The organism is Bradyrhizobium sp. HKCCYLS20291, assembly GCF_051167715.1.
Taxonomy (GTDB): Bacteria; Pseudomonadota; Alphaproteobacteria; order Rhizobiales; family Xanthobacteraceae; genus Bradyrhizobium.
Map to the genome: position 1 here is coordinate 551,215 of NZ_JBNPTO010000001.1, position 15,065 is coordinate 566,279.

Consider the following 15,065-nt stretch of genomic DNA (forward strand, 5'->3'; position numbering starts at 1 on the left):
GCCGTCCGGCCCCATTGCTGGTGACACGTCACGGCGTTGCAGGCGGCGCCTCGGCATCGTCGGCGAGCCGGCCATCGATGATGTGCACGCGCCGCTGCATCTGCGCGGCGAGGTTGAGGTCATGCGTGACCGCGACCACCGTCTTGCCCCTGACCATCACGAGATCGCGCAGGATGCCGAACACCTGGGCCGTGGCCGCGGTATCGAGGCTGCCGGTCGGCTCGTCGGCGAGGATGACGGGCGGATCGTTGGCCAGGGCACGCGCGACCGCCACGCGCTGACGCTGGCCGCCCGACAATTTGTCCGGCGTCTTGCGCAGATGATCGGCGAGCCCGAGCGAGGCAAGCAGCTCCTCGGCGCGTTGCGCGATCGCGCGCGGCGACAGCCGGCCCAGCGCGCGCATCGGCAGCGCCACGTTCTCGGTGATCGAGAACTCCGGTAGCAGGAAATGAAACTGGAAGACGAAGCCGAGCCGCGACAGCCGGACCTCGGCGCGCTCATCTTCGCTCATCGCCGAGGTCGAGCGCCCGTCGATCAGCACGTCGCCCCGGCTCGGCAGGTCGAGCAGGCCGAGCAGATAGAGCAGCGACGACTTGCCCGAGCCGGAGGGGCCGGTGATCGCGATGAACTCGCGCGCATGGATCGCCAGATCGATGTCGGCGACCAGCGTCACCGGCACCTCGCCCGGCAGGATCTTGGTCACCTGCCGCGCCTCGATCAGCGGCGGGCTCACGTCGCGCCCCGGATGATGTCGACGGGATGCAGCCGGGCGGCGGCACGCGCCGGGAAGTAGCCGGCCACCAGGCTGGAGACCAGCGCGACGGCCGTGGCGAGCAGGTAATGCTTGACCGAATACAGCACCGGCAGATGATTGTAGTCGGAGAACGGCGTCTTGAACTCGAGCGAGGCGAGACCCCGCGTCAGCAGATAGCCCGCCACCCAGCCCAGCGCGGCGCCGGTCATGCCGATGAACAGCGCCTCGATGATGAAGATGGCGCGAATGGTCCGGTCGCGGAAGCCGAGCGATTTCAGGATCGCGATGTCGCGGGTCTTCTCATGGGTGATGGTGGAGATGATGTTGTAGGTGCCGAAGCTCGCGACCAGCAGGATGGCGCCGACGATGGTGTACATCAGCACGTTGCGCAGCGTGATCGCTGCGAGCAGATCCTCCTGCGCCTCCTGCCAGGAGATCGCCTTGTAGCCGGTCTGCTCGCCGATGCGCTCGCTGATCAGCCGCGCCTGCATCGGGTCGTTGGTGCGTACCCGGATCTCGTTGATGACGCCGGTCTGGCGCTGGAGGATCTGCGCCGTGCGCAGCAGCACGTAGCCGGTGGTCTCGTCGGTGACGCGGAAGCCGGAATGGAAGGTACCGACCACGGTGGCGTTCATGCTCGTGCCCTCGGCCGAGGCGAGCGTGATGTTGGAATTGACCCGCGCGCCGATCTTGGCGGCGAGCCGGTCGCCGAGCAGGATAGCGTGCGAGGAGCGATACAGCGAATTCAGGCTGCCTTGCCGCATGTGGCTGGCGAGCGTCGAGACGTCGCCCTCGGTATGCGGATCGATGCCGATGATCGAGACCGTCAGGTTGCGGCCGGCGAAGCGCAGCACGGCCTTGGACTGCACCGATGCCGTGAGCGCGCCCGGCACCCAGGCTTGCAGCGAGGCGATGGTCGCCATCGGGTTCTTGATGCCCGGCCTTCGCACATTCGGGGTCAGGCCGTGGAATTCCGCCGCCGCATAGAGCTGGTCGGCCGGCTGCCGGCTCGGCTCGCGCAACTCGTCGGTGATCGAGATGTGCGGCAGCGCGTCGACCAGCGTGCGGATGAAGTCATCCTGCGAGCCCTCCATCATCGCCGCCATCATCACCGAGAAGGCGACGCCGGTCATGACGCCGGCGATCGCGACCAGCGTCTGACGGGCGCGGTGCCTCACATGGGTCCATGCGATGGTGAGCACGAGGCTCATGGCGGCGACGGCTCGCCGTCAAGCGGCCGGACGCGAGCGCCGTCCTTGATGTCGGCGGTGGCGGGCGCGGCGACACGCTCGCCTTCCTGGGCGCCATCGAGGATCTCGACGGCCGCCGAACCACGAATGCCGATCCGCACCTTGCGCCGGTGGACGCGGCCGTTCTCGATCACCAGCAGGCTGTTGTTGACGACGGCATTGGCCGGCGCGAGCACCGCATCCGCCGCCTCGCGGCTGACGATGTTGGCCTCGACGCTCATGCCGACGCGCAGCGGCGTATCATCGGGCAGGCCGATCCGGACCCGGAACGTCTTGGCGATGGGATCGCCGGCGGGCGTGATCTGCTTGACGGTGCCGGGCAGGGCGTGGTTGCCGAACGCGTCGGCGCGCAGCAGGGCCTTCTGGCCGACCTGGACGCGCGGGATGTCCTCCTCGTTGACGTCGGCCACCACCCACAGCGGCTTCTCCAGGCCGACGCGGTAGAGGATGGTGCCGGGGTCGACCATGTCGCCGACTTCGCCATCCTCCTTGAGCACGATGCCGTCCATCGGCGCGACCAACTTGAAATAGTCGAGCCGCTGGCTCTGTGCCGCGATCTGGGCGCGGATGCGCGCCAGGTCGCTCTCGGCCCGTTGATAGGTCTGTGACGTCGCCACGCCGCGGGCGAGCAACTGCGACTGCCGCTCGAACTCGCGTTGCTGGAATTCTTCCTGGGCGCGCAGATCGTTCAGCGTAGCCAGCGCTTCCTTGTCGTCGAGCAGTGCCAGCACGTCACCGGCCTTCACGGCCTTGCCTTCGCAGCGGCAGCGTTCGACGATGCGGCCGCGCACCAGCGGCGTGGTCCGCGACCATGTCTCCGGCTCGACCGCACCGGTCGCGTAGACGATCTCCGCCGCGACGCCGCGGGTGATGCGGGCGGTCGTGACCTCCGGGCCACGCAGCCACCACGCCGCGAGCCCCGCCACGGCCAGAACGGCTACGACGATCGCGAGCAGTCCGGACCAGGGAACACGACGCCGGTCGCGATCGACGACCGGCGTCACAGCAATGGAACGCGATTGATCCGTCTGCATGTCCATGGTCGAGCGGACCCTGCGACGGGACGGCCGGTTCAGCCCGCGGTGCCCGTCGCGACGCGAGGCGGCGCCATCTTGACGTGCTGCTTCGCGTAGGCCACGATCTGGCGATCGGTCGGATGATCGGCGGCCTCGACCGCGACGACGCGCTTCCCGATCGCAGGATGCTTCTCGCGCAGATGCTTCGCAAGCTCGGTCTTGGCGCCGGCCGGTCCGATGATCAGGATCTCGCCGGCATCGTTGAGCGCCGCCGCGATCTCCTCGAGGAAATGCTTGTCCGTCGCCGCGTGGCCGCTGCCGGTCACGTTCGCCTTGTGGTGCAGATGCTTGGTCTGCAGATGCGGATGCAGCGTCACCTCGTCGGCACCGGTCAGGCCGATATGGAACAGCTTGGCCTGGCTGTGATCGAGCCACACGATGGCGTGAAAATGGGTCGACATGATCTGGTCCTTGTCAGCAAGTCGCCGCATGCGGCTTGCGCTCGCCACGGAGCGAGCGCGCCGCGGGCGCGGCATTCCGTGTGATCAGGACCTTAGCGAGACCCCGACCAGACCCCTTGATGCAGGTCAACGGGCGAGCCGCTCATCGGCTCGGCCCGTCGGCGCCGGTTCAATTCGACACGGCCGGCTTTGCTGCGGCTGGCTTCGGCAGCGGCTTGTCCTGCCGCTTCGACCACGAAATGTAGTAGGCGACCGTCGTCATGATGGCGATGCCGGCCGCGCTGACCAGGATCTGGGCGAGCAGCGAACCCGAGCTCAGCATCAGCGTGAAGTGCCCGATGAAAGACAGGAACACGCCGACGCAAAACACGGCGAGCGACTGCTGGCCGCATACCACCAGCGGATCGAACCCCTTCCACTCCAGCCCCGGCCACTCCTTGGGCACGAAGCGGATGACGAGGATCACGATCACAACGAAATGCAGGAAGCGATAGGGCGCGAGATTGGTCTTGTCGTTCGGGTTGAAGGCCGCATAGAGCCAGTGCGGAAACGTTGCCCCGAGATCTGGGAAGCGGCCGGCCATCGTCATGATCAGCGCGAGCAGCATATAGGCGATGCAGAAATAGAGTGTCGCCGGCGCCATGATGATGCGCATCGAGCGGCGGGCGCCGCCGAGCGCGCACCACGAGCCGAACACGAACAGCACCTGCCAGCAATACGGATTGAAGTACCAGGTGCCGGCCGGATAGGCGGCAAAATTCCAGCCCATCTGGCGCGCCACGAGCCACAGCACGATCGAGACGATCATCGTCAGGTCCGGCTGGCGCAGCATCATCCACAGCACCGGCGGGAAGAAGCCCATCAGCACGATATAGAGCGGCAGCACGTCGAGATTGACCGGCTTGAACTTCAGGATCAGGCCCTGCGCCAGCGTGTCGCTGGCGTGATCGACGAGGCCGGCGACGTTGAACTCGTCGATGATATCCGAGGCGCCGAACCGGGTCGCCAGAAAGCTGATCGCGACGATGTAGATCACGAACAGCACGATGTGGGCGACGTAGAGCTGCCACACCCGCTTGGTCAGGCGCGTCGCTCCGACGATGAAGCCGCGGTCGATCATCATCCGAGCGTAGACGAAGGACGCCGTGTAGCCGGAGATGAACACGAACAGGTCGGCGGCGTCGCTGAAGCCGTAATTCCTGGTCGTGATCCAGTTCACGACATTGTCGGGGATGTGGTCGAGATAGATCGCCCAGTTGGCGATCCCGCGAAACAGGTCGAGCCGAAGGTCGCGCCCCTTCTCGGGCAGCGTCGCATTGATTTTCATGGCCGCTTCAACGCACTGTTTTGAAAGAGGAAGGTTCGGGGAGCGGGGAGGTGCCGTGGCAGTCGACCGAGATTGTCACGGGACGGCAGAATGACTATACGGGCACGATAAACGGTCATGTCCAGGATGGGAATCACCGTTCCGTGCTGACGTCTGCGTGTACCCCATCCCGGCCGTTTCCGCCAAACACACGACCACCGCTGCTTCGAGGGGCTCTTCCCGCCATGACCGCACGCATTTTCAAGCCGGCCAAGAACGCGATGCAATCCGGCAAGGCCAAGACCCGGGACTGGCAGCTGGATTACGAGCCGGAGCAGCCCCGCGCGGTCGAGCCGCTGATGGGCTGGACGTCCTCCTCGGACATGAAGCAGCAGGTCACCTTGCGCTTCGACAGCAAGGAGGAGGCGATCGCCTATTGCGAGCGCAAGGGTATTCCGTACCAGGTGATCGAGCCGAAAGAGCCGGTGAAGCGGCAGATCGCCTATGCCGACAATTTCTCCTTCCGCCGCGGCGAGCCCTGGACGCACTGATCTGGGTCCCATTGATCGGCACCGTGCCCGACCACCTAGCGGTATCTCCCAGCCCTACTCGGGCGTGCCATCGAGTCCTGGGATCGGCAGAAGCCCGTCCTTCGACTGGCCGAGCGACGGCAGGCTTCTGATCGTGCGAACCCCGGGCAGGGCAGCAAATTGCCGCAGCTGCCGGCTCATGCCCTCGACCCCGGTGGAGACGCACTTCAGCAGGAAGTCCGCGTCCCCCGACAGCCGCCAGCATTGCTGCACCCAGGGCAGCGGCATGATCGCCGCCTCGAACGCCCCCAGCGCCGTCTGGTTCTGGCTCTCGAGCTGGATCGTCACGAACGCGACCACCTCATAGCCCAGCGCCCGTTCGTCGATCGTCGCTCGGATCGCCTTGATCACCCCGCTGCCGCGCAGCGCACGAACCCGCCGCAGGCAGTTCGGATGCGAGATGCCGACCCGGTCGGCGAGCTCGTTGATGCGGATGCGACCGTCGGCCTGGAGCTCCGCGAGGATCCTGCGGTCGATCGCGTCGAGGTCGGGGCGCTGCGTCATCTCTCGGTAGTGCCCGGTCCGTCCTGCCGTGGCGCGGCGTCGGCCGCCACGCTCCGCGGCATGACGCCGGACAGCACGAGCTTCTCATGCGCCGCGATGATTGCGTCCCTGGTCAGCCGGCCGCCCGGTCGATACCAGCTGCACAGGCCGGTCAGCAGCGCGATGATGGCGAAGGTTGCGACCTGGACATCGTCCACGTCGAACACGCCTTGCGCAACGCCATCGGTCAGGATGTCGGCGAGTCGGCGCTCATAGGCGCCGCGCAGTGCGACCACCGCGTCATAGTTGCGCGGCTCGAGGCTGCGCAGCTCGGAATTGGCGATGAACACCTCGCGCTTCCGGGTCATGTGATAGGTGACGTGGAAGGCTACGAACGCCCGGAGACGTTCGACCGGCCCCTGCTTGTCCTGGAGCGCCAACTCCAGCTCGCCCAGCAGGTCGTTGATGTGGTCCTGGATCAGCTCGGACAGCAGCTCCTGCTTGGTGCTGATGTGATTATAGAGAGAGCCCGGCTGTATGCCGACCTCGGCGGCGAGCTGGCGCAGGCTCATCGCCTCATAGCCATGCTCGAAGATCAGCCGCAGGCCGGCCTTGCGGATGGCCTCCATCGTCGTCGGACCATGCGACCCGATCGTGCGTGCCATGTCAGCCTCGCCGGATCGGGATGGAGGTGCCGGTGCCGGCAACCCGATCCGATCCGCATCCTGGGTTGGGATACAAAAACACTCGTCGTCTCAAACGGCTGAAGTTTAGGTCGAAACTCTACAACAATCCGCTTGAGAATAGAATTTAAAAACGTATGATCGTTTAATTCGAGAATGAGGGACGGCCCGCAGTCGGCCGCCGGGGACGGGAGGACAGCATGCCGCCAGAGATGGTACACCGGCCCTGGCAGCGGCCGGCACGGCCGCGCGCAGTCTGACGCGTGCTCTCAACCGCTTCCCATCCGGTCCAAGCCACGAAGACGCCGATCATGACGCTGCATTCCACCATCGATCCCTCATCGTCAGATTTTGCGCGCAACGCCGAGGCGATGCGCGGTCTGGTCGCCGACCTCAGAGCCAAGCTGGCGCAGGTCGCCGAGGGCGGCGGCGAGGCCTCGCGCAAGCGGCATCTGTCGCGCGGCAAGATGCTGGCACGGCAACGCGTCGACCTGCTGCTCGATCCCGGCACCGCATTCCTGGAGCTGTCGCCGCTGGCGGCGCACGGGCTGTATGACGGCGATGTTCACTCAGCGAGCATCGTTACGGGCATCGGCCGGATTGCGGGCCGCGAATGCGTCGTCGTCGCCAACGACGCCACCATCAAGGGCGGCACCTATTATCCGATGACGGTGAAGAAGCATCTGCGCGCCCAGGACATCGCGCGGCAGAACAATCTGCCCTGCGTCTACATGGTCGATTCCGGCGGCGCCTTCCTGCCGCTGCAGGACGAGATCTTCCCGGACGAACGGCATTTCGGCCGTATCTTCTTCAACCAGGCGCAGATGTCGGCGGCCGGCATTCCGCAGCTCGCGATCGTGATGGGCTCGTGCACGGCCGGCGGCGCCTATGTGCCGGCGATGTCCGACGAGAGCATCATCGTGCGCAACCAGGGCACCATCTTCCTCGGCGGCCCGCCGCTGGTGAAGGCCGCGACCGGCGAAGTCGTCAGCGCCGAGGAGCTCGGCGGCGCCGACGTGCATTCGCGGCAATCGGGCGTGACCGATCACTACGCGCAGAACGATGCCCATGCGATCGGCATCGCCCGGCGCATCGTCGGCACCCTGAAGCCGCCGGGCGTCCGCACCGTGCTGAACATGCGCGAGGTCCGCGAGCCACGCTATGCCGCCGAGGAGATCTACGGCGTCGTGCCGGTCGACGGCCGCAAGCCGTTCGACGTGCGCGACATCATCGCACGTGTTGTCGACGGCTCGGAGTTCGACGAGTTCAAGAAGCTCTACGGCCAGACGCTGGTGTGCGGCTTTGCCCACATCTGGGGTCATCCGGTCGGCATCATCGCCAACAATGGCATCCTGTTCAGCGAGAGCTCGCTGAAGGGCGCGCACTTCATCGAATTGTGCTGCCAGCGCAACATTCCGCTGGTGTTCCTGCAGAACATCACCGGCTTCATGGTCGGCAAGAAATACGAGGCCGGCGGCATCGCCCGCGACGGCGCCAAGCTGGTGACGGCGGTCGCGACCGCGTCGGTGCCGAAATTCACCGTCGTGATCGGCGGCTCCTATGGCGCCGGCAATTACGGCATGTGCGGCCGCGCCTACGCGCCGCGCTTCCTCTGGATGTGGCCGAACGCGCGCATCTCTGTCATGGGCGGCGAGCAGGCGGCGATGGTGCTGAGCCAGGTGCGTCGTGATGGCATCGAGGCCAAGGGCGACAGCTGGTCCGCGGAAGAGGAAGAGAAGTTTCGCAGCCCCATCCGTGCGCAATACGAAGCGCAGGGCAATCCATACTATGCGACCGCGCGGCTGTGGGACGATGGCGTGATCGATCCCGCCGACACCCGCCTGGTGCTCGGGCTCGGACTATCAGCTGCCGCCAATGCCCCGGTCGAGCCGACCAGGTTCGGCCTGTTCAGGATGTGATCATGGCTCGTCCCGGATTGTATCGTCGCTTTCGCAAGCTCCTGATCGCCAATCGCGGCGAGATCGCCGTGCGCGTCATCCGCACCGCGCGCGCAATGGGATTGAAGACCGTTGCGGTCTATTCCGAAGCCGATCGCAACGCGCTGCATGTCGCGCTGGCCGACGAGGCGGTGCTGCTCGGCCCCGCACGCGCCCGCGACTCCTATCTCAACATCGAGCGGCTGATCGAGGCCGCGAAGCAGACCGGCGCCGAAGCGGTCCATCCTGGCTATGGCTTCCTGTCGGAGAGCGCCGAATTCGCGCAGGCGTGTCTCGATGCCGGGCTGGTGTTCGTCGGGCCGACCGCGGCGATGATCACGGCGATGGGCTCCAAGTCCGGCTCCAAATTCCTGATGGAGCAGGCCGGCGTGCCCTTGGTGCCGGGCTATCACGGCGAAGCGCAGGACGACGCGACGCTCGCCAACGAGGCGGCGCGGATCGGCTTCCCCGTGCTGATCAAGGCCTCGGCCGGCGGCGGCGGCCGCGGCATGCGCGTGGTCCATGCGGCGGGCGATCTCGCCGATGCCGTGACCAGCGCCAAGCGCGAGGCCAAGGCAGCCTTTAGCGATGATCGCGTGCTGATCGAGAAGTATGTCGAGAACCCGCGCCATATCGAGGTGCAGATCGTCGGCGACATCAACGGCAACCTCGTCTCGCTGTTCGAGCGCGAATGCACGCTGCAGCGTCGGCATCAGAAGGTGATCGAGGAGGCGCCGTCGCCGACGCTGTCACCGGCCCAGCGCGAGACCGTGTGCGCCGCGGCGCGGCGGGCGGCCGGCGCGGTCAGCTATGTCGGGGCGGGCACGATCGAGTTCGTGTCCGATGGGCGCGACGTGTTCTTCATCGAGATGAACACGCGGCTGCAGGTCGAGCATCCCGTCACCGAGCTGATCACCGGCGTCGACCTCGTCGAATGGCAGCTCCGCGTTGCGTTCGGCGAACAGCTGCCGCTGAAGCAGGACCAGATCCGGCTGCACGGCCATGCGATCGAGGCGCGCGTCTACGCCGAGAACCCGGCCAAGAACTTCATGCCTTCGGTCGGGACCATCAAGACCTGGCGGCTACCGGCGGAAGCCGGCGGCCTGCGCATCGATGCCGGCTATCGCGAGGGCGATACCGTCTCGCCCTATTACGACGCGATGCTCGCCAAGATGATCGCCTGGGCGCCGACGCGCGAAGTCGCGATCGAGCGGCTCAACCGCGGCCTCGAAGAGACGGATGTCCGCGGCATCGTCAGCAACATTCCGTTCCTGTCGGCGCTGCTGACGCATCCCGACGTCGTCGTAAATGCGATCGACACCGGCTTCATCGAACGCCACCTGGCGCATCTGACCCAGGCAGGCGCGGCGGCCGGAGATCTCGATCTGTGCGCGGCCGTCGCGGCCATACTGATCGATGAGCAAAGAGCGGCGGCGAAGGAACAGGGATCGCCTTGGCGCTCCTCCGGCTGGATGCCGGTCGGTCTCCGCCAGCGCGTGTTCTCGTTCCGGCAGGGCGTCGGAGCCGACCCGCAAACCGTCACGTTGTCGTATGGTCCGGGTGTGCAGACGCTTTCAGTGGATGGCCGTGAGAACTCGTTCTCGGCAATTCCGACCGATGATGGCGGCTTCGACCTTGTGCGCGACGGTGTCAAATCCCATGTGGTGGCCGTCACCGAGGGGCACGAGCTGTATCTGCGCACCCGCAATGGCCGGTTCGACCTCCACTGGATCGATCCGTTCGGCGGCGACGACGAGGAGCAGGGCGGCGAGGACAAGATCGTGGCGCCCTTGCCGGGCACGGTGGTGGCGTTGCTGGCGCAGGAGGGAGCCGTGCTGGAGAAGGGCGCGGCGATCCTGACGCTGGAGGTGATGAAGATGGAGCAGACCTTGCGCGCGCCGTTCGCAGGGACGCTCAAGGCCATCAAGTGCAAGGTCGGCGACATCGTGCAGGAAGGCGTCGAGCTGGCGGAAGTCGAACCCTCCGCCTGATCCTCCAACCCCAGAGAGGTCAGCATGAGCGAGAGCGTGCGCATCATCGAAATGGGCCCGCGCGACGGCCTGCAGAACGAGAAGACGCAGGTCAGCGTGGCCGATCGCATCGCTTTCGTCCGCGCGCTGGTCGCTGCCGGACTGCGCACCGTCGAGGTCGGCGCGTTCGTCTCGCCCAAAGCTATCCCGCAGATGGTGGGATCGGACGAGGTGATGCGCAGCGTCGCGGCGCTGCCCGGCGAATTCCACGTGCTGGTGCCCAACGTGAAGGGCTATGAGGCCGCGCACGCGGCCGGCGCCAAGGTGATCTCGGTGTTCACAGCGGCGTCCGAGAGCTTCTCCCGCGCCAACATCAACTGCGGAATCGAGGAATCGCTCGAGCGATTCAAGCCGGTCGTCGCCCACGCCAAGACCGACGGCATCAAGGTGCGCGGCTACGTCTCCTGCGTGCTGGGTTGTCCCTACGAGGGCGAGATCAAGCCGCAGGCGGTGGCCGACGTTGCCAAGGCGCTGTGGGACCTCGGCTGCTACGAGGTCTCGCTGGGCGACACCATCGGCGTCGGCACGCCTGTGAAGGCCAAGCAGATGCTGCGCGCCGTCTGCGACGACGTGCCGGTCTCGCATCTCGCGATGCATTTCCACGACACCTACGGCCAGGCGCTGGCCAATCTCTATGCCGGCATGGAGGAGGGCGTCCGCGTCATCGACGCCGCCGCCGGCGGCCTCGGCGGCTGTCCGTTCGCGCCGGGCGCGACCGGCAATGTCGCGACCGAGGACGTCGTCTACATGCTCGAAGGCATGGGCATCCGGACCGGCGTCGACATGACGAAGCTCTTGGCGGCGACCAACGAGATGAGCCGCCTGCTCGGCCGTCCGCCCGTCAGCCGCGTCGCCGCGGCGCTGAATGCGAAGGCGAAGCGGGCGAGTAGCGAGTAGGGGAAGGAGACTTGGCTGGTCTTCGATCCCTATTCGCTACTCCCTATTCGCCAGTCGCATTCTTCACCGGCTCAGATCCGGCCCCATCACGATGTCCGGCAGCGCGGTCGAGATCTGCGGCACGAAGCAGAGCAGCAGCACGGCCGCCATCATCAGCAGCACGAACGGCAGGGTGCCCCAGATCACCTCGCGCAGCGGAATGTCGGGTGCCACGTTGCGGATGACGAAGATGTTCAAGCCGACCGGCGGGTGGATCAGGCCCATTTCCATCACGATCGTCATGACGACGCCGAACCAGATGATGTCGAAATTCGCCGCCCGCAGCGGCGGCAGGATGATCGGCGCCGTCATCAGGATGATCGAGACCGGCGGCAGGAAGAAGCCGAGCACGACCACCATCAAGAGGATCGCGAACAGCAGCTCCCATCGCGGCAGGTGCATCGCCACGATCGACTCCGCGACCGACTGCGAGATGTGCAGATAGCTCATCACGTAGGAGTACAGCAGCGACATGCCGATGATCAGCATCAGCATGGTCGACTCGCGCAAGGTCGCCTTCATGATCGGCGCGAGATCGGTCGGGCTCCAGACCCGGTAGATGATCGCAATCAGCACCAGCGCGAGGATGCCGCCGAGGCCCGCAGTCTCCGACGGCGTGGCCAGACCGCCATAGAGCGCCACCATCACGCCGGTCAGCAGCAGCACGAACGGGATCACCCGCGGCAGCACCGAGAAGCGCTGCGCCATGGTGTACTCGTCCTTGGTCAGGATGTCCGACCAGGTGCCGGATTTCTCGTAGACCGCTTTCGCCCGCGCATATTCCTGCCGGAAGCGCACGACGGCATAGACGCCGAACAGCGTGACCAGCAGCAGTCCCGGGCCGATGCCGGCCAGGAACAGCCGTCCGAGCGACTTCTCGGCGGCGATCGCGAACAGGATCATGGTGATCGACGGCGGCAGGAGGATGCCGAGCGTGCCGCCGGCGGCGATGATGCCGGCCGCGAAGCCGCCGGAATAGCCGCGCTTGCGCATCTCGGGAATGCCGGCCGAGCCGATCGCCGAGCAGGTCGCCGGCGACGATCCGGCCATCGCCGCGAACAGCGCGCAGGCGAACACGTTGGCGACGCCGAGGCCGCCGGGCACGCGGTGCAGCCACGCGTGCAGCGCCGAGTAGAGATCCTGGCCGGCGCGCGAGCGGCCGATCGCGGCGCCCTTGAGGATGAACAGCGGGATCGACAGCAGCGTGATCGACGCCATTTCCTCGTAGACGTTCTGCGTCACCGTATCGAGCGAAGCGGCCGGCATGTAGATCGCCATGAACACCACGGCGACGGCGCCGAGCGCGAACGCGATCGGCATGCCCGCGAACATCGCAAACAGGGTGGCAACCCCGTAGGCGACCCCGATTCCAAACACGCTCATCGACGCGCTCCGGTCAGCGGCGCCAGGATCTGCAGCAGCATCTGAATGCACAACAGGGTCATGCCGGCGGCCATCAGTCCGTAGGGAATTGCGAGCGGCGGCGACCACATCGAGTTGGAAACCTGGCCGTCCTCGAACGCCTCATGGGTGAGGGTCCAGGATTTCCAGGTGAAGAAGGCACAAAACAAAAAGCTGGCGACGTCGACGAGCCAGAGCCGGATCCTGTTGGCCAACGGCGACATCAGCCCGACGAAGGCCTCGATGCTGACATGGCCGCGATGCTCCTGGACGTAGGAAGCGGTCATGAAGGTGGCGCCGACCAGCAGGAACACGGCAGCCTCGTCCTGCCAATAATTGGCGGCCTTGAACAGCGCGCGCCCCGCCACGCTGTAGCTCAGGATGACGCAGGCCGCGACCAGCGCGATCGCGGCGAAAACGACGATGATGCTGTTGAGAGCGGAGATCACACGCTGAATAGGCGCCAGCGGTCCGCTGGCGCCGGTCGGCGTAGCCTCGCTATCGGAGACGGGAGCGTGCATCAATCAGGCCGCGACGTCGGAGGCGAGCTTGAGCAGCTTGGCGCAGCTGGCCGACTTGCCGCCATAGTCCTTCCAGGCGGTGTCGCGGGCGATGTCGCGCCATTTGTTCACGGTCTCGGCATCGAGCTCGGAGACCTTGGCGCCAGCCTTCTCGTAGACCTTGGCGACCTCGATGTCGTCCTCCTGCGCGCCCTTGCGCCCGAACGCCTCGAGTTCGGCGCCGACGGTGAGGATGATGTCCTGCTGGTTCTTCGGCAGCTTGTCGAAGCTCGCCTTCGACATCATCAGCGGCTCGAGCATGAACCAGTAGGAGGCCTTGGCGCCGGAGGTCAGCGCCTTCGAGACTTCCTCGAGGCGGAATGAGATCAGGCTGGTGGAGGAGGTGATGCCGGCATCGCACGCGCCGGTCTGCATCGCCGTATAGATTTCGTTCGACGGAACCGAGAGCACCGACGCACCGGCGGTCTGCAGCACCATGTCCATCTCGCGCGAGCCGCCGCGCACTTTCATGCCCTTTGCGTCCTCGGGGGTCAGCAGCGGACGCGAGCGGCTGGCAACGCCGCCGGCCTGCCAGATCCAGGAGAGGAGGATGATGCCCTTGTCTGCGAGGAAATCGCTGAGCGCCTTGCCGACCGGCTCGTTCTTCCAGCGCATCCCCTGATCGTAGGTGGTGACGAGGCCCGGCATCAGCCCGATGTTGGTCTCGGCAAGCTCACCCCCGGCGTACGGCATCGGATAGAGGCTGATATCGAGGGCACCTTTCCGCATCGCCGAGAACTGCGCGACGGTCTTGATCAGCGACGAGTTGGGGTAGATTTCAGACGCGATCTCGCCGCCGGAGCGCTTCGACACCTCCTCGGCGAAGACCCGGCAGAGCCGGTCGCGGAAGTCGCCCTTGTCAATGGTTCCACCGGGGAATTGGTGGGAGATCTTCAGGGTGGTGGCCGCATGAGCTGTGCCGGTTCCAAAGCGCAGAATGGCGGGTGCAGCGAGCGCGGACGCGATGACTTGGCGGCGTGAAAGCATTGGATTTCCCCTGTACAACTTCTGATTGGGTTCCGGCCGGTTCATGAGCGCACTCTGCGAGCCGGTCTGCTGGCATACCTGTAGCCGAACAATACAGTTCGTTCGAGGTCAAATGCATGGGAGGCGACATATTGTTGCGGCGCAACTGCCCAACTTGAGAGTCCCGATGCGGGTTGTACTAACATGCGTTCGCCGGGCAAAATTGTGTCGACCGTTCAAACACCGACAAAGTTTGATTCAAGCTTGTCGTGCAGAAAAAATTCTTAGGCCCGTAACAATCGCTCGTCCCGATGCGTCGAGACTGAGGAGCGGCACATCATTGCCGTCCAACCCGCCCTCGAAGGAGCGATCATCATGACCAATCGTAGCCGCCTCATCCTCAGCATCTCCGCTGCCGTTTTCGCCCTCAACGTCGCGGCCGTTCCTGCGGCCTTCGCCGAGGACAAGATGAGCAAGGACGACGCCATGAAGAAGGACTCGATGTCCCACGACGGGATGAAGAAGGATTCGATGGCCAAGGACGGAATGAAGAAAGATGCCATGTCCAAGGACAGCATGAAGAAGGACGACGGCATGATGAAGAAGAACTGAGCGGACCGTTCGCCGATCACGTTCGGCGCATAGCCGTTCGCGCAAGTTTGCAGGCGCCGTGGTGAGCAACTCACCATGGC

The 15,065-nt window shown here is 65.6% G+C and carries 15 protein-coding genes; 5 read left to right on the plus strand and 10 right to left on the minus strand.

Annotation, left to right across the window (positions count from 1 at the left end; translation table 11 throughout):
* Positions 1-28: 28 nt before the first annotated feature.
* From ACQR07_RS02595 to ACQR07_RS02615, 5 genes are all read right to left on the minus strand, one after another.
* Positions 29-733 carry an ABC transporter ATP-binding protein gene (locus tag ACQR07_RS02595; RefSeq protein WP_434900787.1) on the minus strand — a complete coding sequence of 235 codons (705 nt, stop codon included), beginning with the start codon at positions 731-733 and terminating at the stop codon, positions 29-31.
* Complete coding sequence (locus tag ACQR07_RS02600; protein ID WP_434900788.1) at positions 730-1,965, minus strand: ABC transporter permease; 1,236 nt, start codon at positions 1,963-1,965, stop codon at positions 730-732. The genes ACQR07_RS02595 and ACQR07_RS02600 overlap by 4 nt, the downstream gene beginning before the upstream one ends.
* Positions 1,962-3,038, minus strand: coding sequence for an efflux RND transporter periplasmic adaptor subunit (locus ACQR07_RS02605; protein ID WP_434900789.1), 1,077 nt, complete (start codon positions 3,036-3,038; stop codon positions 1,962-1,964). The genes ACQR07_RS02600 and ACQR07_RS02605 overlap by 4 nt, the downstream gene beginning before the upstream one ends.
* Before the next feature lie 38 nt (positions 3,039-3,076).
* Positions 3,077-3,481: a translational machinery protein gene (locus tag ACQR07_RS02610; protein WP_434900790.1), complete on the minus strand. Its 405-nt coding sequence runs from the start codon at positions 3,479-3,481 to the stop codon at positions 3,077-3,079.
* 169 nt (positions 3,482-3,650) lie between these two features.
* The gene (locus ACQR07_RS02615; protein ID WP_434900791.1) at positions 3,651-4,808 is read right to left on the minus strand and encodes an OpgC domain-containing protein; all 1,158 of its coding nucleotides are present in this window, start codon (positions 4,806-4,808) and stop codon (positions 3,651-3,653) included.
* Between the two features lie 224 nt (positions 4,809-5,032).
* Between ACQR07_RS02615 and ACQR07_RS02620 the strand changes: the two genes are divergently transcribed.
* Complete coding sequence (locus ACQR07_RS02620; protein WP_172236498.1) at positions 5,033-5,338, plus strand: ETC complex I subunit; 306 nt, start codon at positions 5,033-5,035, stop codon at positions 5,336-5,338.
* Positions 5,339-5,392: 54 nt separating this feature from the next.
* Here the strand turns inward: ACQR07_RS02620 and ACQR07_RS02625 are convergent, their stop codons facing one another.
* Together ACQR07_RS02625 and ACQR07_RS02630 are read right to left on the minus strand one after the other, a co-directional pair.
* The gene (locus tag ACQR07_RS02625) at positions 5,393-5,881 is read right to left on the minus strand and encodes an Lrp/AsnC family transcriptional regulator (protein WP_434900792.1); all 489 of its coding nucleotides are present in this window, start codon (positions 5,879-5,881) and stop codon (positions 5,393-5,395) included.
* Positions 5,878-6,525, minus strand: coding sequence for a TetR/AcrR family transcriptional regulator (locus ACQR07_RS02630; protein ID WP_434900793.1), 648 nt, complete (start codon positions 6,523-6,525; stop codon positions 5,878-5,880). The genes ACQR07_RS02625 and ACQR07_RS02630 overlap by 4 nt, the downstream gene beginning before the upstream one ends.
* Before the next feature lie 329 nt (positions 6,526-6,854).
* Here ACQR07_RS02630 and ACQR07_RS02635 point away from each other — a divergent pair, with 329 nt between their 5' ends.
* Genes ACQR07_RS02635 through ACQR07_RS02645 form a run of 3 tightly spaced genes read left to right on the plus strand, consistent with a single transcriptional unit; the run spans position 6,855 to position 11,407 of the window.
* The gene (locus ACQR07_RS02635) at positions 6,855-8,462 is read left to right on the plus strand and encodes a carboxyl transferase domain-containing protein (RefSeq protein ID WP_434900794.1); all 1,608 of its coding nucleotides are present in this window, start codon (positions 6,855-6,857) and stop codon (positions 8,460-8,462) included.
* A gap of 2 nt (positions 8,463-8,464) precedes the next feature.
* Complete coding sequence (locus ACQR07_RS02640) at positions 8,465-10,471, plus strand: acetyl-CoA carboxylase biotin carboxylase subunit (protein WP_434900795.1); 2,007 nt, start codon at positions 8,465-8,467, stop codon at positions 10,469-10,471.
* A 24-nt stretch (positions 10,472-10,495) separates the two neighbouring features.
* Positions 10,496-11,407: a hydroxymethylglutaryl-CoA lyase gene (locus ACQR07_RS02645; RefSeq protein WP_434900796.1), complete on the plus strand. Its 912-nt coding sequence runs from the start codon at positions 10,496-10,498 to the stop codon at positions 11,405-11,407.
* Between the two features lie 63 nt (positions 11,408-11,470).
* Here ACQR07_RS02645 and ACQR07_RS02650 read toward each other — a convergent pair whose 3' ends face one another.
* From ACQR07_RS02650 to ACQR07_RS02660, 3 genes are read right to left on the minus strand one after another with little or no spacing between them, the layout of a single operon-like run.
* Positions 11,471-12,829 carry a TRAP transporter large permease gene (locus tag ACQR07_RS02650; RefSeq protein ID WP_434900797.1) on the minus strand — a complete coding sequence of 453 codons (1,359 nt, stop codon included), beginning with the start codon at positions 12,827-12,829 and terminating at the stop codon, positions 11,471-11,473.
* Complete coding sequence (locus tag ACQR07_RS02655; RefSeq protein ID WP_434900798.1) at positions 12,826-13,368, minus strand: TRAP transporter small permease; 543 nt, start codon at positions 13,366-13,368, stop codon at positions 12,826-12,828. Before ACQR07_RS02655 ends, ACQR07_RS02650 begins: the two co-directional genes overlap by 4 nt.
* 3 nt (positions 13,369-13,371) lie before the next feature.
* Positions 13,372-14,394, minus strand: a complete 1,023-nt coding sequence (locus tag ACQR07_RS02660; RefSeq protein ID WP_434900799.1) for a TRAP transporter substrate-binding protein — start codon at positions 14,392-14,394, stop codon at positions 13,372-13,374.
* 354 nt (positions 14,395-14,748) lie between these two features.
* Here ACQR07_RS02660 and ACQR07_RS02665 point away from each other — a divergent pair, with 354 nt between their 5' ends.
* On the plus strand, positions 14,749-14,985 hold the full coding sequence (locus ACQR07_RS02665) for a pentapeptide MXKDX repeat protein (RefSeq protein WP_434867217.1): 237 nt from the start codon (positions 14,749-14,751) through the stop codon (positions 14,983-14,985).
* Positions 14,986-15,065: the final 80 nt, after the last annotated feature.

Coding starts and splice junctions, on each gene's coding strand:
- ACQR07_RS02630 (WP_434900793.1), bottom strand. CDS start 6,525: ATGGCACGCACGATCGGGTCGCATGGTCCGACGACGATGGAGGCCATC.
- ACQR07_RS02610 (WP_434900790.1), bottom strand. CDS start 3,481: ATGTCGACCCATTTTCACGCCATCGTGTGGCTCGATCACAGCCAGGCC.
- ACQR07_RS02660 (WP_434900799.1), bottom strand. CDS start 14,394: ATGCTTTCACGCCGCCAAGTCATCGCGTCCGCGCTCGCTGCACCCGCC.
- ACQR07_RS02645 (WP_434900796.1), top strand. CDS start 10,496: ATGAGCGAGAGCGTGCGCATCATCGAAATGGGCCCGCGCGACGGCCTG.
- ACQR07_RS02620 (WP_172236498.1), top strand. CDS start 5,033: ATGACCGCACGCATTTTCAAGCCGGCCAAGAACGCGATGCAATCCGGC.
- ACQR07_RS02615 (WP_434900791.1), bottom strand. CDS start 4,808: ATGAAAATCAATGCGACGCTGCCCGAGAAGGGGCGCGACCTTCGGCTC.
- ACQR07_RS02655 (WP_434900798.1), bottom strand. CDS start 13,368: ATGCACGCTCCCGTCTCCGATAGCGAGGCTACGCCGACCGGCGCCAGC.
- ACQR07_RS02600 (WP_434900788.1), bottom strand. CDS start 1,965: ATGAGCCTCGTGCTCACCATCGCATGGACCCATGTGAGGCACCGCGCC.
- ACQR07_RS02665 (WP_434867217.1), top strand. CDS start 14,749: ATGACCAATCGTAGCCGCCTCATCCTCAGCATCTCCGCTGCCGTTTTC.
- ACQR07_RS02625 (WP_434900792.1), bottom strand. CDS start 5,881: ATGACGCAGCGCCCCGACCTCGACGCGATCGACCGCAGGATCCTCGCG.
- ACQR07_RS02635 (WP_434900794.1), top strand. CDS start 6,855: ATGACGCTGCATTCCACCATCGATCCCTCATCGTCAGATTTTGCGCGC.
- ACQR07_RS02605 (WP_434900789.1), bottom strand. CDS start 3,038: ATGCAGACGGATCAATCGCGTTCCATTGCTGTGACGCCGGTCGTCGAT.
- ACQR07_RS02650 (WP_434900797.1), bottom strand. CDS start 12,829: ATGAGCGTGTTTGGAATCGGGGTCGCCTACGGGGTTGCCACCCTGTTT.
- ACQR07_RS02640 (WP_434900795.1), top strand. CDS start 8,465: ATGGCTCGTCCCGGATTGTATCGTCGCTTTCGCAAGCTCCTGATCGCC.